Origin of the sequence: Bartonella sp. MR110HLJHH (genome assembly GCF_042194225.1) — a bacterium.
GTDB classification, from domain to species: Bacteria; Pseudomonadota; Alphaproteobacteria; order Rhizobiales; family Rhizobiaceae; genus Bartonella; species Bartonella grahamii.
The window spans coordinates 208,000-229,152 of sequence record NZ_JBHIMQ010000002.1 but is presented as its reverse complement, the minus strand read 5'-3'; the positions used below and the strand labels follow the sequence as shown (position 1 = coordinate 229,152).

The 21,153-nt window shown below is 40.0% G+C and carries 22 protein-coding genes and 1 other RNA gene; 11 read left to right on the top strand and 12 right to left on the bottom strand.

All coding sequences use genetic code 11. The annotated features are described in order from the left end of the window. Positions 1–10: 10 nt before the first annotated feature. Both ACFIKB_RS02995 and ACFIKB_RS02990 read left to right on the top strand, forming a co-directional pair. Positions 11–607, top strand: a complete 597-nt coding sequence (locus ACFIKB_RS02995) for a DUF3472 domain-containing protein (RefSeq protein WP_375644527.1) — start codon at positions 11–13, stop codon at positions 605–607. Beyond that, on the top strand, positions 604–936 hold the full coding sequence (locus ACFIKB_RS02990) for a hypothetical protein (protein ID WP_375652788.1): 333 nt from the start codon (positions 604–606) through the stop codon (positions 934–936). Before ACFIKB_RS02995 ends, ACFIKB_RS02990 begins: the two co-directional genes overlap by 4 nt. 990 nt (positions 937–1,926) lie before the next feature. On the opposite strand, the gene ACFIKB_RS02985 is transcribed toward ACFIKB_RS02990, so the two are convergent. Then, a complete protein-coding gene (locus ACFIKB_RS02985; RefSeq protein ID WP_375635629.1) occupies positions 1,927–2,067 on the bottom strand; it encodes a hypothetical protein in 141 nt (46 codons plus the stop codon). Positions 2,068–3,084: 1,017 nt separating this feature from the next. On the opposite strand from ACFIKB_RS02985, the gene ACFIKB_RS02980 reads away from it, so the two are divergent. Further along, a complete protein-coding gene (locus tag ACFIKB_RS02980) occupies positions 3,085–3,456 on the top strand; it encodes a helix-turn-helix domain-containing protein (RefSeq protein ID WP_375652787.1) in 372 nt (123 codons plus the stop codon). A gap of 468 nt (positions 3,457–3,924) precedes the next feature. Here ACFIKB_RS02980 and ACFIKB_RS02975 read toward each other — a convergent pair whose 3' ends face one another. The 6 genes from ACFIKB_RS02975 to ACFIKB_RS02950 form a co-directional block, all read right to left on the bottom strand. Next, the gene (locus ACFIKB_RS02975) at positions 3,925–5,073 is read right to left on the bottom strand and encodes an MFS transporter (protein ID WP_375652786.1); all 1,149 of its coding nucleotides are present in this window, start codon (positions 5,071–5,073) and stop codon (positions 3,925–3,927) included. Positions 5,074–5,436: 363 nt separating this feature from the next. After that, complete coding sequence (yacG, locus tag ACFIKB_RS02970) at positions 5,437–5,643, bottom strand: DNA gyrase inhibitor YacG (RefSeq protein ID WP_375622490.1); 207 nt, start codon at positions 5,641–5,643, stop codon at positions 5,437–5,439. Positions 5,644–5,741: 98 nt separating this feature from the next. After that, positions 5,742–6,455 carry a Maf family nucleotide pyrophosphatase gene (locus ACFIKB_RS02965; RefSeq protein WP_375652810.1) on the bottom strand — a complete coding sequence of 238 codons (714 nt, stop codon included), beginning with the start codon at positions 6,453–6,455 and terminating at the stop codon, positions 5,742–5,744. 220 nt (positions 6,456–6,675) lie between these two features. Beyond that, positions 6,676–6,894 (bottom strand): translation initiation factor IF-1, encoded by a 219-nt coding sequence (gene infA / locus ACFIKB_RS02960; protein WP_004857577.1) that lies wholly within the window; start codon positions 6,892–6,894, stop codon positions 6,676–6,678. A 668-nt stretch (positions 6,895–7,562) separates the two neighbouring features. Continuing rightward, the gene (locus ACFIKB_RS02955; RefSeq protein ID WP_375652784.1) at positions 7,563–7,754 is read right to left on the bottom strand and encodes a hypothetical protein; all 192 of its coding nucleotides are present in this window, start codon (positions 7,752–7,754) and stop codon (positions 7,563–7,565) included. A 38-nt stretch (positions 7,755–7,792) separates the two neighbouring features. Continuing rightward, the gene (locus ACFIKB_RS02950; protein ID WP_375635625.1) at positions 7,793–7,930 is read right to left on the bottom strand and encodes a hypothetical protein; all 138 of its coding nucleotides are present in this window, start codon (positions 7,928–7,930) and stop codon (positions 7,793–7,795) included. A 155-nt stretch (positions 7,931–8,085) separates the two neighbouring features. Here ACFIKB_RS02950 and ACFIKB_RS02945 point away from each other — a divergent pair, with 155 nt between their 5' ends. Further along, positions 8,086–8,451 carry a helix-turn-helix domain-containing protein gene (locus ACFIKB_RS02945; RefSeq protein ID WP_375652783.1) on the top strand — a complete coding sequence of 122 codons (366 nt, stop codon included), beginning with the start codon at positions 8,086–8,088 and terminating at the stop codon, positions 8,449–8,451. A 132-nt stretch (positions 8,452–8,583) separates the two neighbouring features. Here ACFIKB_RS02945 and ACFIKB_RS02940 read toward each other — a convergent pair whose 3' ends face one another. Further along, complete coding sequence (locus tag ACFIKB_RS02940; RefSeq protein WP_375652782.1) at positions 8,584–8,721, bottom strand: hypothetical protein; 138 nt, start codon at positions 8,719–8,721, stop codon at positions 8,584–8,586. A 952-nt stretch (positions 8,722–9,673) separates the two neighbouring features. Between ACFIKB_RS02940 and ACFIKB_RS02935 the strand changes: the two genes are divergently transcribed. Continuing rightward, positions 9,674–10,039 carry a helix-turn-helix domain-containing protein gene (locus tag ACFIKB_RS02935; RefSeq protein WP_375652780.1) on the top strand — a complete coding sequence of 122 codons (366 nt, stop codon included), beginning with the start codon at positions 9,674–9,676 and terminating at the stop codon, positions 10,037–10,039. A gap of 1,056 nt (positions 10,040–11,095) precedes the next feature. Here ACFIKB_RS02935 and ACFIKB_RS02930 read toward each other — a convergent pair. The 3 genes from ACFIKB_RS02930 to ACFIKB_RS02920 all read right to left on the bottom strand — a co-directional run bounded on the left by ACFIKB_RS02930 (position 11,096) and on the right by ACFIKB_RS02920 (position 12,681). Next, positions 11,096–11,239, bottom strand: a complete 144-nt coding sequence (locus ACFIKB_RS02930; protein WP_375652779.1) for a hypothetical protein — start codon at positions 11,237–11,239, stop codon at positions 11,096–11,098. 697 nt (positions 11,240–11,936) lie between these two features. After that, entirely contained in the window at positions 11,937–12,518 is a 582-nt protein-coding gene (locus ACFIKB_RS02925) for a disulfide bond formation protein B (protein WP_375635621.1), read from the bottom strand. Positions 12,519–12,528: 10 nt separating this feature from the next. After that, positions 12,529–12,681 carry a DUF5993 family protein gene (locus tag ACFIKB_RS02920; protein ID WP_015856857.1) on the bottom strand — a complete coding sequence of 51 codons (153 nt, stop codon included), beginning with the start codon at positions 12,679–12,681 and terminating at the stop codon, positions 12,529–12,531. Between the two features lie 815 nt (positions 12,682–13,496). On the opposite strand from ACFIKB_RS02920, the gene purE reads away from it, so the two are divergent. Together purE and ACFIKB_RS02910 are read left to right on the top strand one after the other, a co-directional pair. Further along, positions 13,497–13,994, top strand: coding sequence for a 5-(carboxyamino)imidazole ribonucleotide mutase (gene purE, locus ACFIKB_RS02915; protein ID WP_015856858.1), 498 nt, complete (start codon positions 13,497–13,499; stop codon positions 13,992–13,994). Position 13,995: 1 nt separating this feature from the next. Next, positions 13,996–15,201 carry a 5-(carboxyamino)imidazole ribonucleotide synthase gene (locus ACFIKB_RS02910; protein WP_375652778.1) on the top strand — a complete coding sequence of 402 codons (1,206 nt, stop codon included), beginning with the start codon at positions 13,996–13,998 and terminating at the stop codon, positions 15,199–15,201. Between the two features lie 248 nt (positions 15,202–15,449). On the opposite strand, the gene ACFIKB_RS02905 is transcribed toward ACFIKB_RS02910, so the two are convergent. Beyond that, complete coding sequence (locus ACFIKB_RS02905; RefSeq protein ID WP_375635619.1) at positions 15,450–15,593, bottom strand: hypothetical protein; 144 nt, start codon at positions 15,591–15,593, stop codon at positions 15,450–15,452. A 2,577-nt stretch (positions 15,594–18,170) separates the two neighbouring features. On the opposite strand from ACFIKB_RS02905, the gene ykgO reads away from it, so the two are divergent. The 4 genes from ykgO to ACFIKB_RS02885 all read left to right on the top strand — a co-directional run bounded on the left by ykgO (position 18,171) and on the right by ACFIKB_RS02885 (position 21,135). Next, positions 18,171–18,296 (top strand): type B 50S ribosomal protein L36, encoded by a 126-nt coding sequence (gene ykgO / locus ACFIKB_RS02900; RefSeq protein WP_013545486.1) that lies wholly within the window; start codon positions 18,171–18,173, stop codon positions 18,294–18,296. A gap of 140 nt (positions 18,297–18,436) precedes the next feature. Then, positions 18,437–19,222 carry a tetratricopeptide repeat protein gene (locus ACFIKB_RS02895; protein WP_375635618.1) on the top strand — a complete coding sequence of 262 codons (786 nt, stop codon included), beginning with the start codon at positions 18,437–18,439 and terminating at the stop codon, positions 19,220–19,222. Between the two features lie 803 nt (positions 19,223–20,025). After that, positions 20,026–20,186: non-coding RNA, 6S RNA (gene ssrS / locus ACFIKB_RS02890), on the top strand. A 343-nt stretch (positions 20,187–20,529) separates the two neighbouring features. Further along, the gene (locus ACFIKB_RS02885) at positions 20,530–21,135 is read left to right on the top strand and encodes a 5-formyltetrahydrofolate cyclo-ligase (RefSeq protein ID WP_375635661.1); all 606 of its coding nucleotides are present in this window, start codon (positions 20,530–20,532) and stop codon (positions 21,133–21,135) included. Positions 21,136–21,153 lie beyond the last annotated feature (18 nt).

Here is a 21,153-nt window from a genome sequence, read left to right as displayed (position 1 = left end):
AGTTGTCACGATGCAACACACATGGTCTCAAAATAGGTCATTTGATACATTTTCTTTTTTTCAGCAAATAACTTATGATGGTGGACCTCATTCCATCTATTTCTGGGGAAACGAGTTTCAATTCAAAAATGGAAAAAGTGGCTATATTGGTTTATTCAACAGAGGCACCCGCACCATTCACTTTTCTATCCGGAATGCCACTGGATGGAAGAGTGAGAAATGTAAACATTTTACCCATGAGGGCTCAGGAGTACGCTGTGATATTGAATTTCCTTGGAAAATTGGACATCGATATAGATTGGATGTTTCCAAGAATGGAAATCTAGTTACAGGAACAATAATCGACCTTATAGCTGATAAAGCAACAATAGTCGGTGTTATCGAAGTTCCAAAAACTTTTGGCAAACTCTATAAATCTTCGAGTTTTGTTGAAGACCATTCTCGTTGGAAGAGGCATCTTTCCTCCTGTTATGTGTTAAGTCCACAAAGTTCCACCTTTTTCAGCCCTATAGCTGATTACAAATACCAAGCGTTCATAAATGCCTCTGCTGAAGGACACTGTAAAGATCCTCACGTCGTCCAAATATTATGTAAATTCAGTGCATGAATAGTATAAGCGACCTTGGAGGTTTAGCCTCCCCCACAGCTGAGCCGAAAGTCCCCATTTCCAATGGGAAAGACCTCTCTGCACAAACTATTTCGGATAAATTGAAAAAAGAAGAGCTTGTCGTCGTTCATTTACAAGATGGTGCTTGGGCACCCAATATCTTTTTCCCACTCCCCGGCCCATTTATGTGGAAATCAATCTTCGTAGACAACCATGCAGCTTCAAGTTCCTCAATTCGTACCGATCATGAGATACGAAAAGTAACCACAGGCCAAAAAATCATGTATATGTCTGATGGAAAAACTTGGAAAATTATGAAAGCAAACTAAGCTTTTTCTTCTTGATAAAACATAAATTCCTCACGCCCCTTTGAAAACAAAGGGGAGGTGAGGTAGCTTTTTTCATTTCCCCACCACTGTTTTTCTCCATTTTCTAGTTCCTTTTTCCGCCCCTTCTCTTATCCCATACCCTTTAGCTTACCTCATCACCATGCTTTCCAGCACATTTTCTCCACTCTCACCCTCCTCTCAAAACCACAACACCCTTTTAATAGAATCCTCACCTCCCTCTCTATCATCCTTACACCATCCTTCACGCATCCCTTTGCACCACCCCGCCTCTTATCCACCCCCTCTCTTTGTCCATACGCACTCTCTTCATCCTCCATTCCACACAACCCCTTCCTCGCCGTCATATACTTACGACTTAACACCCCTCTTCATCTCAATTTTCCCCCCTCCATTCACAGTCTCTTCACCCCCCATTTATCTCACCACATTCCATGCCATGATAAAAGCATACACAAAGGACAAATCCTCCGCTTCATTTTTACAGATATACATTTTTACGCTTTTACATCTTTACAGAACGAAGCCAACGAAACTTCCAAACCAGCACCCCACGCCACTCTATAAACAATAGTCTGTAAATAATTCAAATGCTTGCATAGCAAGTTTCCACCACTGACCACCCATTCGTTTCAGATCATTCCCCCATTCCCCCTACACACTCTTCTCCAATCTCCAACCAACGCCCCTAACAGCATTCTTTCATTTCCTTTCCAGTCTGCACACCCTCCAGCTCGCCAATCCTGTCAACACATTCCACGCCAGACAAAAGCCAAACATGACAAAAACACGCACAATGCATCAATCAAATCCATAAGTCCTTCGCTTCACTTTTACAGATATACATTTTTACGCTTTTACATCTTTACAGAACGAAGCCAACGAAACTTCCAAACCAGCACCCCACGCACCACTCTGTAAACACTGTTCTGTAAACAATCTGATTTCCCGTCTATCAGATTCCCCTGCTGATTATTTCATATGGCTATCCCACACCTCAAACGAGACTGTTTCATCAAACACGCCAGATAAGCCATGCCCTAAAATATTCCCCACACACTCTTCTCCAACCAACGCGCTTAACAACTCTCTTCCTCCCAACTTCTCCTCCATTCACAAACTCTTTCCCCATTTATCTCACCGCATTCCACGCCAGACAAAATCCCAACATGACCCGAAAACATGCACAATGCATAAATCCACAAATCCTCCGCATCATTGTACGGATATACGTTTTCACGCTTTTACACATTCACAGAATGCAACCAAATGAAAGGTTCACCACTCCGCAGTGCTCTATAAACAATACTCTACAATTTAACTTCTTACCCAACACCCCCTATAAACTTCAGATCACCCACTCCTCAAACGAAACTGTTTCATCAGACCAGACAAGGAAATCCAGCCTAAATATTCATCACACTCTAAAAAACACCTTGATAAATTGATATGCCCGATATCACCGCCCCTCCAAATAACGCCGTTTTATGACATATTGATTTTTCTTGCCAATATACTGAAATTACTTTACAAATTTAAAAGTGTTTTAGTCGTCTACGCAACGATCAAGAGGGAAGACGAGCCCTAAGCTCTAGCGTAAAAACGAACCCACTTTGCGGATATCTTGAGTTTCCGGGAGATTTTGCTATGTCCAAGTGCTTGTCAGCACTAAAAGCAAAAAAACTGACTAGAGCTCAGTACTTTTAGACTCCCGGAATACCAATGCGAGGGCGCTCGCAACCGGAGGGGGGGCTTGAAGTGCCAACTAAAAATCCACATTTTATCGACATTTCTGATTAAGCAAAAAACGCGATTTATAATCTATATTTCACACTTTTTTAAAAAGTACCCAATCTTATAGTCTTTGATATTATTTTAATTTTTCTTGCCAATTTCCTGAAACTACTTTATGAATTGATCTGTGTTTTTGATCGTCCACGCAACGGTCAATAAGGAGTTGGATTCCTTAAAACTTAACACATAAACAATTATGGCTATCCCGGAAATTCCGGGGGCTTTTGTTATGTCCAAGTGCTATCAGCACTAAAAACAAGAGACTGTTTAAGTTCAGTGAATCCAACCTCCCGGAATACCAATGCGAGGGCGCTCGCAACCGGAGGGGGGCTTTAAGTGCCAACTAAAAATCCACATTTTATCGACATTTTGATAGGCAAAAGAATCCGTCATAGACGCATTTCAATAGGACTTTCCCAAAAGGAATTAGGAAGCCATTTAGGTGTCAGTTTTCAACAAATCCAAAAATACGAAAAAGGCTTAAATCGTGTAAGCGTAGGGTGTTTACTCGAAATCGCCCAAAAACTAGAAGTTCCCGTGAACTTTTTTTATGCAGACCTTGCCACAAAAGAAGATATTCCTACAAAAGAAACTCTCTTACACCTCGATCAATGCACCTATAGCGAAAAAGAACACGCACTTTTAAAAAACTTTAGAGAGCTCCAGCCAAAAAAACAAAAAGCAATATTGTGGCTGATTTCTGATTAAGCAAAAGCGCAATGATCAACGTTATTCGCTAATATATCAAACAATAAAACATCCTTAAGTAAAATTCAGCTCAGTACACCACACCCCTCAAAGAGTGATTGTTTTACGGCATATAGGATAATTCACTAGGATAATTCACGCTATAGCTCGTTTTCTGTTTCTGTTATCGCTTTAAGTCAAGCTGATTGAGGATCAGCGGCTGGAGTTTAAAGTTTGACTATTCGTGGCAAAGCAGAGTCAAACAAAAATGACATTGTTGCTCAAAACCATGCCCCCAATTGCGTTTACGAGACGGTGGAACAATATCGAGAAGGCAAAGACTAGACAGAACAAACATATGAGCGGTTAAGCAAAAATCAAAAATTGAATCTATAACGTTGAAAAAGCTACCCGATGCTGGATTATCCCCACACCCTCTAAATCTCAGAAAAATGATTTAAAACATTTGTTTCATTGATGAGCCAATCATTAAGAACGAACAATAGACAAAGAACGGTTCACCAATATCCTGATAGCCAATAAACAGAATAATCCACTCAATCCAGAAAAAAGGAACAGCTGCCCAGCCGAAGTGTGACCTAAAACAAACGCTCCAACAAAGGGAGCCACCAACATAGCTAAATTTTGTATAGACTGCACCCATCCAGAAGCCAACCCAATCTGTTCATTGAAATTGGTTACCAGATAAACGTTAGAAGATATGGAAAAGTAGGCACTAACCATTCCAATAAGGAAAAAACAGAGCAACAAAATTTCAATACGGAGTAAATCCAAGTAAAAAAAGCACACTGAGATCATTAGAAAACCAATCATTGTTGACATTGCCGGCATTAACAACTCTGATATTTTTCCTGTAAGGGGTTTATGCTTTGATTGTTTCACACTCCAAAACCCATAGAGGAAATTACCGATTGCCGAAGCCGATACCAACATCCCAAGAGCCTGTTTATTCATTTTCAGCGCATTAAGGATGACAGGCAGCTGATTATTCACCATAAAGATCATGGCAAAATACACAAACAGCACCGCCACATAGGCATACCAAGTTGTCCCATAAAGCCTATGCTGTGATTTCATGGTGTTTGCTGTTTTTACCATGAGCGACGAGACAGGTTGTGCACCAATACAACAAAACACTATAAAGCCTAGCAATGTCAGAAATCCAGAAAACAATAAAGTATATGTATCTGACAAAAACGCAGAGAGCGTACTCCCCAAAGCAGGTCCTATCATCTTTGCTGCGCTATTGATCATGTTAAGCACAGAATAGTAACGAGTCCGCCCGTTTTCAGGCACCGAATTTGCACTAAGAACGGAAATTGCAGGCATAGCTAGACTGTTGAATATCGCTCGAATAACTGCCAGTATAATAAATGCTTGCAGACTCGTCGCCATCAATAAAACGACAGTACATAACGCTCGTAACAGCAACGATGCACGCAGCCAATGTATCATATAACGGCTACCGACCAACATTCCAATTAGCTTAGACAGAACGATACCCGGTAATAATGTTGCCGCTCCAATAAAAGCGACATCATATTGATCAGCTTTCCAGATGAACACAGATACGGTCAAAATCACGATATAATCAATCCAGCCCCCAAATGACACCATGCCATTACCCAGCAAAAGCACCAACAAGCGATTTTTTGTTGCCCCATCTATTTGCACCAAAACACGCGCCCCTCTTTTTCCTTAGCAATACTGATTGAATTATCAATCCTTCCCCCACACCCTAAAGGCATCAACAACCTTCCCGCAACAAAGAAATTTATAATTACAAAACCACTGGTGCTAAGTCTTAGATATGTATTAAAACTTTCATCATTGATTGAACTTAATCTGCGTCTTTGCGAATGACGACAATAACCAAGCCGTTAATCCAGCTCTTGAATCCATTTACGATAATCCCGCGCGCCCTCACCTTCAGCTCCAACACGAAAAACGCTCTGAGCATTCTCTTCTCAAGAGGACTCTTTATTCTTCTTCATCACTTTTCTGCGGCGGGGGCGGTAAAATATAAGCGCCTGAAAGCCAACGATTAAGATCAATGGCTCGGCACCGTGTGGAACAAAAAGGATAGGCGTTTTGTTGTGACATTTGACCACAAATAGGACAAGGATGCGGAGGACGAGTCTCTTTTTGCAAATTTAGCTCTTTTTTTTCTTGGCGCACCTTTGTCATCTGCTCCTTCATTAACTTTTCTTCTGTTCCTTTTTTTCATTTTTGCTTTTTTCTTTTTGTTGCTTTTCACCTTGCATTGATCTTGCCTTAAAGTTTTTCTAATGCGTTTCTTCAACCCAATGAGTGAAAAGTGGATAGTGATAAGCGGTCAAGAGATCGACTGTTTCAGCCAAAGGCAATCCCACAACATTAGAATAAGAACCCGTGATATAGACAACAAAAGCACCGGCTTTTCCCTGAATAGCGTAGCCACCAGCTTTCCCTTGCCATTCACCAGAAGCAAGGTAAGCCTTCATCATAGCAGAAGTTAAGCGTCTAAAACGGACACGACTTTCAACCAATTTTACGGTTATTTTTCCACGTTCATTGAGCGCACAAACGGCGCCATAGACCTTGTGCGAACGCCCAGAAAGGTATCGCAAACATTCATAAGCCTCGTCTTCACCCTCTGGTTTGGGGAGAATGGTGCGCCCCACAGCCACCACCGTATCAGCAGCCAAGATAATCATTTTCTGTTGAGGTAATTTTTCTTGACCATTCTGCAACTCTTCTTGACCATTCTGATCGTACCAGCGCAAAATTTCTTGGGCTTTCAGGGCTTTTTCTTTTGCCAAACGTTTAGCAAGGTTTGCAGGATGTTCTTTTAATTTTGGCGTTTCATCAATATCGCTTGCACAAACCTGCTGAGGATCAATCCCTATTTGTGCTAAGAGCGCTAAACGTCTTGGCGAAGCAGAAGCAAGCACCAAATGAATTCCTTCTGTAAGAGCATCTGCCAAACGTTTTTTCCCCCACTCTCTTATATTTTTCATTTCCACCCCTTCACAATCGACTTCCCTCTCGCCCCTTTTACGCGCCCCCTTTTTAAGCGCCATTAATCTCCTTATCTTTTTTCCGCATTGATTTTACAGTTTTTCAATGCCATTCAAACACTCCCCTTTTTTCACTCATGAAAAGCAAGCTTTAAAACTGTTAAAAAATAATAGAAATAATATGATGGCTTTTACAAAAAAGCGCAAGCCACCCCTTAGGCTACTTATAGCGATATGTAATGCGCCCTTTTGTCAAATCATAAGGTGTCATTTCCACCATGATTTTATCACCTGCCAACACGCGAATACGATTTTTCCGCATTCTACCAGCAGTATGCGCAATAATTTCATGATCATTTTCCAGTTTCACACGAAACATTGCATTCGGTAAGAGTTCAGTAACGATACCAGAAAATTCTAAAACTTCTTCTTTTGACATAAACAAACATTTCCTTTACAGTGCACATATTTTGTTAAGCTGTGCGTTATTTCCAGCGTTCATATCCTATTTTCTTAAGTTTGTGAATAAAAATTCAACAAAAAGAGAAAGGTTTTTCAAGTTTACTCTCTCATGCGCTCAAAAAACATCACCACACATATCACCACACACATTGAGGCTCAAAACTTTCTCTCCACCAATTTTTCCCACCCATTTCCTCCAATTTTTAGGATGATCTTGATTTCAGAGTGACGAGAAATTGCGCTAAAATTTCTCCCCCTCAAGCGTTTTCCCAATGCCTCTGACTATCTCCACGACTTACAAACAATCCTCATCCCTCCAACTTTACCTCACCTTCCGCCTTCCACACCCTAAACATGCGCCATTGGGATAAATGCAAACACCTCTCCCCATCCAGAAGCCCCCTCCTTTTTTCAAAAACATCCTTCACAAATCCATCCACGACATGCTCCACAGCCCTCTCCACTCTCTATGCATTTCCCCGCACAGCCTGACCCATTTTTCCTCTCTCCACACATTTCATCTAAGCTATCCTCTATTTATGTTGCACTCCCAGCTTGAAAACATGATCCCTATACATTCCGTCTCATTAACCACAACGCCCCCTAACGACATAAATCCTTTTCCTTTTTTGCACATTTCCGTTTTTACGCTTTTATACATTCACAGAAAGCAGCCAAATGAAACTTCCACATCACCACCCCCGCGCTGCTCTGAAAACAATGCTCTACAACCCAGCTTCTTACCCAACACCCCCCTATAAACTTCAAATCACCCCCCCTCAAACGAGACTGTTTCATCAGACCAGACAAAGAAATCCAGCCTAAAATATTCATCACACTCTAAAAAACACCTTGATAAATTGATATGCCTGATATCACCCCCCCAATAACGCCGTTTTATGACATATTGATTTCTCTTGCCAATCTCCTGAAATTGCCTTATGAATGAATACTGTAACTTTGGTCGTATACGCAACGATCAATAGGGGATCAAAAACCCGAAACCTAAACATAAATTTATCCCACTTTTGTGGGTTTCCCGGGTTTCCGGGAGTTTTTGCTATGTCCAGGTGCGATGAGTACTAAAAGCAAAAAGCTGATTTAGGTTCAGTATTTTTGACTCCCGGAATACCAATGCGAGGGCGCTCGCAACCGGAGGGGACTTGAAGTGCCAACTAAAAATCCAAATTTTATTGATATTTCTATAGGCAAAAGAATTCGTCAAAGAAGAATTGCCATGGGACTTTCCCAAAAAGAATTAGGAAGCTATTTAGGCGTCAGTTTCCAACAAATCCAAAAATACGAAAAAGGCTTAAATCGTGTAAGCGCAGGGTGTTTACTCGAAATCACCCAAAAACTGGATGTTCCCATAAGCTTTTTTTATGCAGATATTGCCACAAAAGAAAATCTTTCGACACATGCCGCACACTATGATCAAGAAACATACAGCGAAAAAGAACAGGCACTTTTAAAAAACTTTAGAGAGCTTAAAGCGAAAAAACAAAAAGCAATCTTGTGGCTGATTTCTGATTAAGCAAAAGAGTAACAATTGACATTATTTGCCAATATCCAACTCCCCCTATAAACTTCAGATCACCCACCCCTCAAAAGATGATGTTTCATCAAACGCGACAGATACGTCCTATTCTAAAATATTCTTGCCCCTTCACCACCCTAAAGTAAGATCACTGAAAGCACCGATCAATCCCTCTTCAAAAAGCAACTTTCCCCCTCCCTTCATAGACTCTTCATCCTCCCACCACAATCTTTTCACCACATTCCATGCCATGCTAAAAGCATACACAATGCACAAATTCTCCTCTCCTTTTTCACGAATATACGTCTTCACGCTTTTACACATTCACAGAATAAAGCCAAATAAAATTCCCACACCACCAACCCCGCACTTCTCTGAAAACAATGCTCTACAACCCAGCTTCTTGCCTAGCCAATCTCCCCCACGCACTTCAGATCACCCACCCCTCAAACGAGACTGTTTCATCAGGCCAGGCAAAGAAATCCATCCTAAAATATTCATCACACTCTAAAAAACACCTTGATAAATTGATATGCCCGATATCACCGCCCCTCCAAATAACGCCGTTTTATGACATATTGATTTCTCTTGCCAATCTTCTGAAATTACTTTATCACTTAAAAGATATTTTGATCGTCCAAGCAACGATCAAGAGGGAAAACAAGCCCTAAACCCTAGCGTACAATTGAACCCACTTTCGTGGGGGGCCCGGGTTTCCGGGAGTTTTTGCTATGTCCAAGTGCTTACCAGCACTAAAAGCAAAAAAACTGACTCGGATTCAGTACTTTTAGACTCCCGGAATACCAATGCGAGGGCGCTCGCAACCGGAGGGGGCTTTAAGTGCCAACTAAAAATCCATATTTTATCGACATTTCTATAGGAAAAAAACGCGATTTATAATCCATATTTCGCACTTTTTTAAAAAGTACCCAATCTTGTAGTCTTTGAGATTATTTTGATTTTTCTTGCCAATTTTCTGAAATTGCCTTATAAATGAATACTGTAATTTTGGTCGTATACGCAACGACCAATAGGGAACTGAAAACCCGAAGACTTGACACATGAATTTATCCCGCTTTGCGGGTATCCCGGAATTCCGGGAGATTTTGCTATGTCCAGGTGCGCTCTAGCACTAAAAGCAAAAGGCTGAGTCAAGTCAGTGTTTTCAGACTCCCGGAATACCAATGCGAGGGCGCTCGCAACCGGAGGGGGGCTTGAAGTGCAAACCAAAAATCCAAATTTTATCGACATTTTGATAGGCAAAAGAATCCGTCAAAGAAGAATTGCCATGGGACTTTCCCAAAAAGCATTAGGAAGCTATTTAGGCGTCAGTTTCCAACAAATCCAAAAATATGAAAAAGGCTTAAATCGTGTAAGCGCAGGGTGTTTACTCGAAATCGCCCAAAAACTGGATGTTCCCATAAGCTTTTTTTATGCAGATATTGCCACAAAAGAAAATCTTTCAACACATGCCGCACACTATGATCAAGAAACATACAGCGAAAAAGAACACACCCTTTTGAAAAACTTTAGAGAACTCAAAGCGAAAAAACAAAAAGCAATCTTATGGCTGATTTCTGATTAAGCAAAAGAGTAACAATTGACATTATTTGCCAATATCCAACTCCCCCTATAAACTTCAGATCACCCACCCCTCAAAAGATGATGTTTCATCAAACGCGACAGATACGTCCTATTCTAAAATATTCTTGCCCCTTCACCACCCTAAAGCAAGATCACTGAAAGCACCCGTTCACTCCCTCTTCAAAAAGCAACTTTCCCCCTCTATTCTCCCACACCCTCTTCTTCTCTCTCATCAACGCACCCGCCTCTTCATCCAAACTTCCCCTCCCTTCACAGACTCTTCATCTCCAAACCCTCTCTCGTCAATGCACCCGCCTCTTCATCCAAACTTCCCCTCCCTTCACAGACTCTTCATCTCCAAACCCTCTCTCGTCAACGCACCCGCCTCTTCATCCAAACTTCCCCTCCCTTCACAGACTCTTCATCCCCAAACCCCAATCTTCTCTCTACATTCCATGCCATGATAAAATCACACACCACACATAAAATCGCAGCTTACTTTTTTGCACATTTCCGTTTTTACGCTTTTACGTCATTACAGAAAGCAGAAAATCTGTAAAAAAAGCATTATACAATAACGTTTTCAACAACTGTCTTTAAAATCTCGCCTCCCTTTTCATTTAAATCCCTCTATTTTCACTTAAATCATAGATATAAACCGCCCTATTATTTGCATTGACCAGCATAAATTTTTTCGACAACTTCTAGCTATCAAAAGGATTTATAGGAAGCATTTTACGACTTTTAAAAGATTTTTTATTTACATCCAGTGCTTTCTTGTAACGTACGAGAGTACATTTAATTGATTGACTATAAGAAAATTTGAAATGAGAGAACCTTTTCGTTTTTCTCATTCAACATCCGCAATGATAACTTATCCTTATAAGTCACAGTATTTTTTCGTAAGACAAAACGCACAAAACACAATATACTTGCGTTGCATATTCACACGCTTGTTTTAAAGACAGATCTCTCAACGCTCATCACACCCATTTCGCCAACGCTATCCATGATAGGAATGGCAAAATCCCCCCCCCATGAAATGTATAAAATCCATTCAGCCCCCCCTATCTTTACGCTTATGGAGGAACACACTGGCAGCATCACAAAAACTCTGCCAGCTCCCAATGTTGCGGACAGCCTTCAGTTCAAGAGCCAATTCATTAAAGGCATGCCTTTCTTGTACAGTTTTGACCCACATGGCCCACCCGCTCATGATGTGCAAGCAAGTAATTTGAATTGATTCAATATGAGAGAACGGGTGATGAGAAAATCTTATTATATTTCAGCGTTGTGCTTCACGTTGGAAATGATAACTTATCATTATAAATCAACATCTTAATAAAAAAGAGAGTCATCCAGACGCTTTATTTTTTCTAAAAAAGGCTTCACACTGAAAAGAAAAGATCTAAAAATTAGATAAAAAAAAAGGTTTGCCTCTAATAAACAAACCTCTGCAGAAAATTATTCAGATAATTTTCAAAATTTTAAATTAATCCCTCTAAAAGCAGCAAAGATACTTCAGAAGCATCAAAATGAATACAATAACTTATTTAACGCAATGTTAAGAAAAATCAAGAATAAAAATTTTTTATCGTTAATGCACCTTTAAAAAACGAAGCTTTTTAACCCACGCAGCTCAATAATCTGGGATTGTTCTAAAAACACCTGCAACCAATCCTTTTATCTCCCTCAAAAGACAGTATAAAAGGTTCACAGAGCAAGTCTTCGCTTAAAAAACATCAATCGCAAGCGCTCATAAAAGCCAGTGTTGGCATAAAAGATCAGATTATCGAATAATCTTGCTAAAATGTCTTCCCAATCAATAAAAAAGAAGCGGATTTTTTAACATTTCCGCCTCTTTAACAATAAAATCACGATGAGGGATTATTAAAAATTCAAGACTGTGAAGGGAACCAATTTGATAACAATTCATACCTTACAGGATCATCAGCACATTGTCCACCACCACATTCCAGTATGGTAGAAATCAAATTTGCCGCAATCAAAAACACAAATAAAAAACTTGCCGTTTTACTCAAAAATGGAAAAGGAGAAAATTCTTTGAACTTATGTGCCAATTCGCCTAAAATCATGACAAATGAGACAGCAAAGATACAAAGGACAGAAATAATGAAAGCCCAAGTATAAAAATGCAATCCAAAGAACGTTGAACCATATCCCAAATCATCAGGTGTTATATGCAAAAACACTTGCCGTGCTGCAACGGCACTCGTTACCATACAACCGAGAATAACCATACCATAATGGGTATTTTTCACCTTATGGTGAATATTGAGCAAGAACCCACAACCTGCCAGCATCAATCCAACGCGCTGTAGCAAACAAAGGGGACAAGGTAACTCAAACTTTACCAATTGATAATAAAAAGCCACCACCAAGACAATAGATAACCCAATGAGTCCTAGCGTATTCATAAAGATGACGAAATGAGGGTTTTTTTGTTCAACTTGTTCCATGGCTATTCTCTCAAAAAGATAAATTTAAAGTAGAAGTTGCGTGATGATTGAAAGTGAGAAGAATGACAACGAATAAAATTGCCCACAAAGCATAACTTATATTTTTTTTGCCATACATAGTCGTTATTGCAGTACCTAAAGCGATTAAAAATGGAAAAAACATAGCTTTAAATCTCCTTTACATCCGGTGTTTAACTTTTAATTTATTTCAGCTTCCACCATTATTACAAAATTGGGCAAAAAAGAGACCATGGATTTATTATTCACAATTCGTCATTCACTTTATCTTGTCATTATATTTAAGTGAAAAAAAAACGCAGAACCATATAATCGCTAAGAAACACATCTTAACAAAAGCACAAAAGCGTTGATTATTCGCTTCCCTTTATATCAGCTATTATTAAAAATATATCAACGATTACAAAGAGCATATTCCCCCACTCAATTAATAGAATCACTTGAACAGCAAAATAAATAGCCTTTGAAATTAAGAGAGCGACATCTCTTTTTTCTCAAAAGAATATCCTCACTTTGCAACGCATTTTCGCCATAAAAATCTCTTTTTCTCATAAGCAATTTTTCAAATTGCAGCAGATTTTATAATATATGGTGACCATGTTTATTTTAGCAAATAAAAATGAGACATTTTTTAAAACTTACAATCAATGGCTTTCCCCCGATGTATTTTTTCCTCTTACCTTAAATAAACGGCAATTCCGCAGCTCAACAGCCTCATAGGTCCAATACCACCCCTTAACACCTCCCCTCAAAATTCATCCCTCCCCCTCAAAAGAAGTGCTTCATAACCTTCAATACTTTAATTTTTCAACTCTCGAGATCCCCCTTTAAATTTTTAGCTTTCCATCTTATTTGAAAAATAACTGTTTCTCTGTCATCAATTGGCTTTGCAAAGAGAATATAAAACTTTTAAAAAAATAATGATAAAGAATCGCATTGAACCTTTGAAAAGGATGGTGAATGATGAAAAAATCATGTGATGTCGCGATTTTAATGGGGAGCCAATCGGATTGGCAAACGATGTGCCATAGTGCAGATATTTTGACGAATCTTGGTATTTCTCATAGTTCGCATATTGTCTCAGCACACCGAACTCCTGAACGCCTTTATCAATTTGCAAAAGAAGCAAAAGACGCAGGGTTTAAAGTTTTAATTGCCGGTGCAGGGGGTGCAGCGCATCTTCCTGGTATGCTAGCAGCCCTTACGCCTCTTCCTGTTTTTGGCGTTCCAGTGCATTCTCATTCTCTTTCTGGTCAAGATTCTTTGCTTTCAATTGTGCAAATGCCAGCAGGGATACCCGTTGGCACATTAGCAATTGGCAAAGCAGGCGCAATTAATGCAGCACTTTTAGCCGCAGCCGTTATGGCCATTTATGATCATGATCTCGCCCAGCGATTACAAGATTGGCGTCAACAACAAACAGCCAATGTCGCCAAAACGCCTGTAACGGAGGTTTAAAATGGCACCGTTTTCCAACACCACCCTCTCATCCAACACCACCCTCTCATCCAACACCACCCTCTCATCCAACACCACCCCCTCATCCAACACGCCCCTCTCGTCCAACGCCCCCTCACCTAACATATTACCTCCAGGCAGCGTCATTGGTTTAATCGGGGGCGGACAATTAGCACGGATGCTCGCCATAGCGGCCGCAGAATTAGGATTTCGAACAGTTATTTTTTGCCCTGAGGCCGATTGCCCAGCCGCTCAAACAGCAAACAGCCATATTGTTGCCTCCTATGACGATACATCAGCTTTAGATCATTTTATTTCTCAGTGTGATGTTGTCAGCTATGAATTTGAAAATCTTTCGCTTCAAACGGTTCAATATGTAGAGAAGAGTAAGCCTGTTTATCCTTCTTCCAAAGCATTAGAGATCACGCAAGATCGACTTTTTGAGAAGCAATTTTTACGTGATCAAGGGATTGGAACCGCCTCATGGTATGCTGTTGACAATTCTTCTTCTCTTCTTTCCGCTCTCGATGCCTTAGGCGAACGTGGTCTTTTAAAGACGCGTCGTTTTGGTTATGATGGGAAAAACCAGATCAAACTTGACCGCCCCAATGAACAAACCCTTGACGAAGCCTTAAGGACTTTTCAGGAGCAGCCTTGTATTTTGGAAGAAATAGTTCCTTTTTTATCAGAAATTTCAGTTCTCTCGGCTCGCACAAAACAAGGGGAACATATTTTTTATGATTGCCCTGAAAACCAACATAAAAACGGAATTCTTCATAAATCCTTTGTTCCATCCCATATTCCACTTGACGTGCAAAAAGCAGCCCAAGAAATCAGCCTAACAGTAATGGATGCCCTCGATTATGTTGGTGTTCTTTGTATTGAACTTTTTGTCTTAACGGATGGTCATCTTTTAGTAAATGAACTCGCGCCGCGTGTCCATAATTCTGGTCATTGGACACAAAAAGCATGCATAACTTCACAATTTGAACAGCATATCCGTGCTATTTGCGGTCTTCCCTTAGGCAGCACATACCGTCATAGCGATTGCCAAATGACAAATCTTCTTGGGAACAATTTAAGCACGTTAAAATATTTTCTCACGCAAGAGCGCACCTCAATCCATTTATATGGCAAAAGCACTGTTCAACCCTACCGCAAAATGGGGCATGTCATCCAATTAATGGGACCAGCGAGCAAATCTTAACGCTCACATATAAAAACGCTTTTTCACCCAAGTGAAGACAGAAAAAGCACCCTCTCCCCTCACACCGATATCCAGCGGCTCAAATCGCGCACACCCCTGACCTTTTAACTTTCCCCTGACATGGGCTTCTCCCCCCTTCACACCCTCCTACAAGCCCTGCTCTTTTAAAAACATCACCTCTTCTCGCCCACAAATCGTTTCACATCTCATCCCCCCTCAAAAACAAATCTTCACTCCACACCGATTGACTATCCATGCGGCTCAACAAACGCTCCCCAACCCCTTTCAACCCTTCTTTCCCACCCAAAACTCTGTCCCCCTTTTTTTCTCAAAAACATCATCCCCTCATCCAACATCACCGCCTCATCCAACATGTTACCTCTAGGCATCATTATTCCCCATGATAGAGGCAGCCCCTTCATTTTCCTTTTAATCCCAATCTTTAGGAAAGAGACTGATCGATTGCGCCCATAGATACCAATCCACGATGCGCTTTTATTGCCTCTAGCTTCTCTTCTTATGTTTATTTTTGCACAAAAGCATTTTCACAAAAGCATGAGTTTTGTTTTCTCATAAAATCGCTGAGAGGTAAAACGTATTACTCTACCCAAACAACTCTCGCAAACGCAGCCCAATATTGATCAGAAGATAGCCCCTCCAGCATAGCAACTTTCCTCTCTCTCTTTTTTCCTTAACGGATAGAGGACCTTCTTCTTTTGTTCATCCGCTCAACATCTTTCTCGAAAAAGTCTCCTCAACGTCCCCCAACGGCTTAAATTTCTTCTTTACAAATCAATTTTTCTTCTCTCACGCTCCCCCTCTTTTCAGCGCATCGATTTTCCCACCTTTTCTTTAAGCTTGTTAAGACAATAAATTATAAGGCGCATCACCACCGTATAATGCTCATGGGTTTTATGGCATATCTTTATTGCATCCCGCACAGTTCTTTATGAACTCCCTTATCGTAAGCGTACTTTGTTTACGCATACTCTCACCCACAAAAGATTCTCTGTAACTCTCTATCCTGCTCAACAATGACATTCATCAAGACCATCAGACCCGCACACTTCACGAAGTTTCAATTTTTTTCGCGCTCCAAGCTTCTTTCAAGAGCACCTAACAGCACCCTTAATTGACTAAGTATAAATGTTTATTTTATTATCCTAGTAAAGCTAAATTATACTTTTAATACTATCATTGCCTTTAAAACGCTCATTTAGCGAAAAAATACTTCATTTCTAAAAATAATGAAGCAACTTTAAATGAGGCACAGCCTGTTCCTCCCAAAAAAACGGAGAGGGGGTCCATTCAGACACATGCTATTCCTCTTTCTTTTAACCTTTCGTAAACCCATTGTTCTCGTAACGAAAGTCTTCGCAATAGGCTTTTTATTAATGACAGGAATTCTTTGTATAGCATGCCTTATGGGAGGAAGAGAGTCACTGCCCCTATCGATCGGGATACCAATGATCATTGTGTCAGCTCTCTTTGGCATTGGCAACATGTATATAAATTGGTATTATGACATACTTTTATTACGTCTATCGCCAGACAATGTGAACCTTTCACTCTTTCAATAAACATCATCATAGATCACCCTTGGGAAGGTCAAATTTTTTCTACAGCATGGATATTAAAAGGAATTCAAACTATCCACATTCAAGAGCCAAAGTATATTCTCACTATACTGGTTCCCTCACCGGATAATTTGAATTCCCCATCCGCTTGACAATATCCAGCAATCCACCCCACGTAGAAATACACGTAGAAATAATTGGGTTGCAAAAAATCATAAGCTATTGACTTCAAAGAGAAATTTATGCAGAATCTTTCACTCTAATAGCACAAATTTAATCCCCCATTAGAAGTTCCAAGCGCGCCACTCCGTTCCTGATCTCCACGTCAAAGATATAATTACAGGACGTGATTACAGCACTAAGCTTATCCATTCCCAAACATCCTCTCAGCCCTCACGTAAAATAAAAAGCCTCAAACAGAAGACACTTGTATTACCAATTTACGCGCTTATTTTAAAGAAACACTTGGCCAATGCACATTGCCACCACTTCACAACAGCCCCTCATCATAGAGTATAAAAGCTCTCGATAATAGCTTAAACATTTATAGTGCACCACCCCTTCTTCAAGCTTATGAAGCGTAAACGCCAGCCTCATCACACCGTTTTGCCAGTCCCCAATGTTGCAGCACTCTCTTGCACTTGAAAGCATTTATAAAAGACCGTTTTATTCCTTACTCTTCAAGTGTTTTTACCCATACACCAATCCCGCTTGTGATATGCAGGCAGCAAATGCTATGGTTAAAGATACATAGATTTGTAATGAGAAAACCATAACACTATGCGAGACTCTTAAGTTTGCTATGTCTACTATGAACAGTAGAAATTGATCCTTATCAATTCATCCCTTTTGTCTTCATCATGCAATTTATTTTCTAGGTTTTAAGAGCAAACTTTAAGAATATCCTCACACACTAACAAAAAACACATCATGGTATAAATTTTACATAAGCCTTCTACACCGCCTAAACGATGATATTTTACGGAAAAACAGGTTTCTCTTCTCACAAATGAGAAGCTTTTACTTGTTTCCACTTTTTATTCTTCTTTTTTGCGAGAATATTTTTACCTTCAAGGCAACCATTAACCCACCATAGGAAATGTATAATACACCCTTGACAAGAATAAGACTTCTTGTTAAATCTTTCTTACTTTTTTTGCAATTTTCACTTATTCGTTGTGCTAATGAAGTGGTTAATGCGTACCTTAAGAGTGCGCTTCTCTTTTTGTGATCACAGTGAAAAAGTGTGTCGTGTGATGTTATGATGCAAGTACGATATCGCAATGCAATGTTCATAGTGTGAGCAGTGTATTGGGGTTGTAATATTGTATTTTCGTGTTTTAATGTTGTATTATAGTATTGTGTTACGTAAACTGTTTAACGGTGAATATGATGAAAATTAAAAATTCGCTTAAAGCACTAAAGGAGCGCCACCGTAACAATCGTTTGGTGCGTCGTAAAGGTCGTATTTATATTCTTAATAAAACGAACCCACGTTTTAGAGCGCGTCAGGGCTAACTCTTTTAGGGTTAATGTTTTTATGCCTACTTTTTGTAGGCTTAAAAATTTTTCTTAAGTTTTTTTTGGTTATAAGTCCGTTGGTTACGAGTCCATTGTTTGATAATATTTGGTGATTTATCTTTTGGGGGCTTGTTTTTATGGATTCTTCTATTTTTCTAAAAGCTTTTCGATTTTTTCAGCTGCGTTTTTTCTGTATCTTCCAGCACATTTTTTTTCTTTTTTTTGTTGGCATTTTTTGTTTTGTTCCCTCTAGCTATGGGCAAAATCCTCCTTCGCTTCCTGAAGATCGTCCTTCTCCACAATCGCTTTTACCGTTAGATGATCTTATTCCCAATTCTCCTGCCCCTTCCTCAATGCCCTCTGATTCTGATTTGTCTGCGATTACTCTTGAAGATTTTGACAAAGAGCAGCTTTCCCATGTTGACAGAGTTAAGCAACGCAAAGAAGCCGAAATTTTACGTTTACTGAAAGAGTTGAAATATTGTGCTGATGTTTCTCAAGCGAAAAAGATCAGTCAACAACTTCAACTTTTATGGTCGCAATCGGGGAGCGATACAATTGATCTTTTAATGTCATGGGCTGAAAATGCGATCAGTAGCGACGATTATGGACTTGCGCTTGATTATATTGATAATGCTCTTGCACTTTTACCTACTTACGCTGAAGCTTGGGTAAGACGTGCTTGGATTCACATTCAACTAAACGACTTCAAGCTTGCCATGCTTGATCTCAACCATGCTCTTGAACTTGAGCCGCGCAACTATATAGCTTTTTTTGAACTTGGCGTTACCATGGAGGCAACAGAGCGTCCAAAACTTGCTCTTAAAGCTTATGAAGCAGCATTAGAGTATTACCCACAAATGCGCAGGATTCAAAAGCGCGTGCAAGCTCTGTTAGACGAACAAACACCACAAGCTCTTTGAAACCATTCAAGAACGAGACGCTTTACGACATCCTTTCAAACTTAGATAAAACGCAAGCCGGCTTCACATTCCACTCAATAAACTAAAAGCCCCCTGCTTATAACCACGCCATCACCCCCCACCACGCAATTGACAATGTCTTTTTTGAATTTTGACCTGTTTTGTATTGAAGGCAGCTTCCAAACACTTCCAATATACCCTCTACAGAATTTCTTCTCATAGCAAGCAAACGCTTCACACCTGAGTCTTCTTCACACCACCTCTTTTTTTTACATCCCTCCATCATGGATAAAAAATTTGTAAATACGATCCTCAAAAAATATTTTTTGAAAAAAGCTTAAAACATCGCTAAGCACCTTTGATAAACTGTCATCGTCTTTTTTTATTTTTATGAGCTTCAACCATAGCGGAGCACATACCGTATCGGCTCTCCTCCACCCCTCAAAGTTGATAAAACAGCACTGAAATATTCCCTACAAGGAAAAAACTTCAAAGACGCAATGTCAGTTAAACAAACATCCTTGAATAAGAAACTTTTCCCCTTCAAAGCTCCTCCAAGCATTCCCGCGAAACATAAAAATCAAGCGATTGCCAATAAACCGTTCTGCGTCACTCAATCACTCACCCCCACTCATATTTTTTGCTTTTTTTTACTTTGAATAAAGCGTTCTATATATCATACAGCCATTTCCAGCAGCCACCAGCAAGATTGTAAAACCATCTTGAAAAAACTTTATGAAAAATAAGAGATTGCGGTTATTTTATCTCTAGCAGAAACTCTGAAATTGTTTTATATTAAGGAGGGTGTTCTGCGCTTCTCGACAGGAAATAACGTATTCCTGAGACCTTAATGATCTCCAAGGGAGCTGTCCCTGATCAAGCCCGTGGGCTTTTTCATATGGCGCCCACCTATTTGTATAGGTTCCCGGGATCAGCTTTTTCCATCGGCTGTTGTGGATCACCCTTTATTTATATAACTTTTTTACATCAAATTTTTCCAGATAAAAATTGAGAGCGACCTTTTACATAAGACTAATGACGATACTCTCTTTTCAAAAAATAAAAATTACGAGGGGCTTTATTTTATGAAACAGACAGCACTTACAAAAAAATCCCCTCTGTAAATCCGCTTCATCCCTTTGCACAGCAAGCAGCGCAAAAGCGGCTTGTCGCACCAAGATACCCCCTAAAGAGCACACATTTTTTCATGCTTTTTTTTCATGAGCACAGCTCTTATCTTAACAGAGATTTACAAAACGCCAACAATAGATAAAATACCAGCATCTTATAAAACAACTGGCGAGACAATGACACATAATCCCCCCTGTGAATCTGCTTCATCCCTTCGTACACAGCAGCGCAAAAGCGGTTTATCGCGTCGTGATGCTCTTTTAATAGAAGAGCGCACACTCTTTTCGCAGCGTGCTTGTTGCCACTTTATTGAATACCTTGAAAAAAAGGGGACAGATTTTTCACGCCTCATTTTGGCAGGCTATTGGCCCATTAAATCGGAAATTGACCCGCGTCCTTTACTGGATGCTGTAGCATTACGCGGCGGACGTTTAGCCTTACCAGCAGTACTTGATCCCACCACCATGGTTTTCCGTGCATTTTCGCCCAGCACGATTTTAGAACCCATGCGCTTTGGCACCTTTGGTCCCAGTGCCGACAATGGTGTTGTTGTCCCCAATAATATTATTGTTCCACTTTCTGCGTTTGATCGTCAATGTCACCGTCTTGGCTATGGAGGAGGATATTATGACCGTGCGGTTGAAGCTCTTGAAAAACAAGGGCATCAAATGACATTATGGGGCATAGGATTTTCATGTCAGGAGGTTTCCTCTATTCCCGCAGCAGAACATGATCTACAGGTACAGGGAATTTTTACAGAAAAAGGTTTCTTAAAATGTTAAAATGTGATTAAAGTGCCT

Excerpts from the sequence above, each read along its gene's own strand:
- ACFIKB_RS02895 (WP_375635618.1), top strand. The coding sequence starts at position 18,437 with ATGGATTCTTCTATTTTTCTAAAAGCTTTTCGATTTTTTCAGCTGCGT.
- yacG (WP_375622490.1), bottom strand. The coding sequence starts at position 5,643 with ATGACAAAGGTGCGCCAAGAAAAAAAAGAGCTAAATTTGCAAAAAGAG.
- ACFIKB_RS02995 (WP_375644527.1), top strand. The coding sequence starts at position 11 with ATGCAACACACATGGTCTCAAAATAGGTCATTTGATACATTTTCTTTT.
- ACFIKB_RS02990 (WP_375652788.1), top strand. The coding sequence starts at position 604 with ATGAATAGTATAAGCGACCTTGGAGGTTTAGCCTCCCCCACAGCTGAG.
- ACFIKB_RS02910 (WP_375652778.1), top strand. The coding sequence starts at position 13,996 with ATGGCACCGTTTTCCAACACCACCCTCTCATCCAACACCACCCTCTCA.
- ykgO (WP_013545486.1), top strand. The coding sequence starts at position 18,171 with ATGAAAATTAAAAATTCGCTTAAAGCACTAAAGGAGCGCCACCGTAAC.
- ACFIKB_RS02905 (WP_375635619.1), bottom strand. The coding sequence starts at position 15,593 with ATGATGCCTAGAGGTAACATGTTGGATGAGGCGGTGATGTTGGATGAG.
- ACFIKB_RS02920 (WP_015856857.1), bottom strand. The coding sequence starts at position 12,681 with ATGTTTTTTCCATTTTTAATCGCTTTAGGTACTGCAATAACGACTATG.
- ACFIKB_RS02885 (WP_375635661.1), top strand. The coding sequence starts at position 20,530 with ATGACACATAATCCCCCCTGTGAATCTGCTTCATCCCTTCGTACACAG.
- purE (WP_015856858.1), top strand. The coding sequence starts at position 13,497 with ATGATGAAAAAATCATGTGATGTCGCGATTTTAATGGGGAGCCAATCG.
- ACFIKB_RS02925 (WP_375635621.1), bottom strand. The coding sequence starts at position 12,518 with ATGGAACAAGTTGAACAAAAAAACCCTCATTTCGTCATCTTTATGAAT.
- ACFIKB_RS02950 (WP_375635625.1), bottom strand. The coding sequence starts at position 7,930 with ATGTTTAGGTTTCGGGTTTTTGATCCCCTATTGATCGTTGCGTATACG.
- infA (WP_004857577.1), bottom strand. The coding sequence starts at position 6,894 with ATGTCAAAAGAAGAAGTTTTAGAATTTTCTGGTATCGTTACTGAACTC.
- ACFIKB_RS02930 (WP_375652779.1), bottom strand. The coding sequence starts at position 11,239 with ATGTGGGTCAAAACTGTACAAGAAAGGCATGCCTTTAATGAATTGGCT.
- ACFIKB_RS02975 (WP_375652786.1), bottom strand. The coding sequence starts at position 5,073 with ATGGTGTCATTTGGGGGCTGGATTGATTATATCGTGATTTTGACCGTA.
- ACFIKB_RS02965 (WP_375652810.1), bottom strand. The coding sequence starts at position 6,455 with ATGAAAAATATAAGAGAGTGGGGGAAAAAACGTTTGGCAGATGCTCTT.
- ACFIKB_RS02985 (WP_375635629.1), bottom strand. The coding sequence starts at position 2,067 with ATGGAGGAGAAGTTGGGAGGAAGAGAGTTGTTAAGCGCGTTGGTTGGA.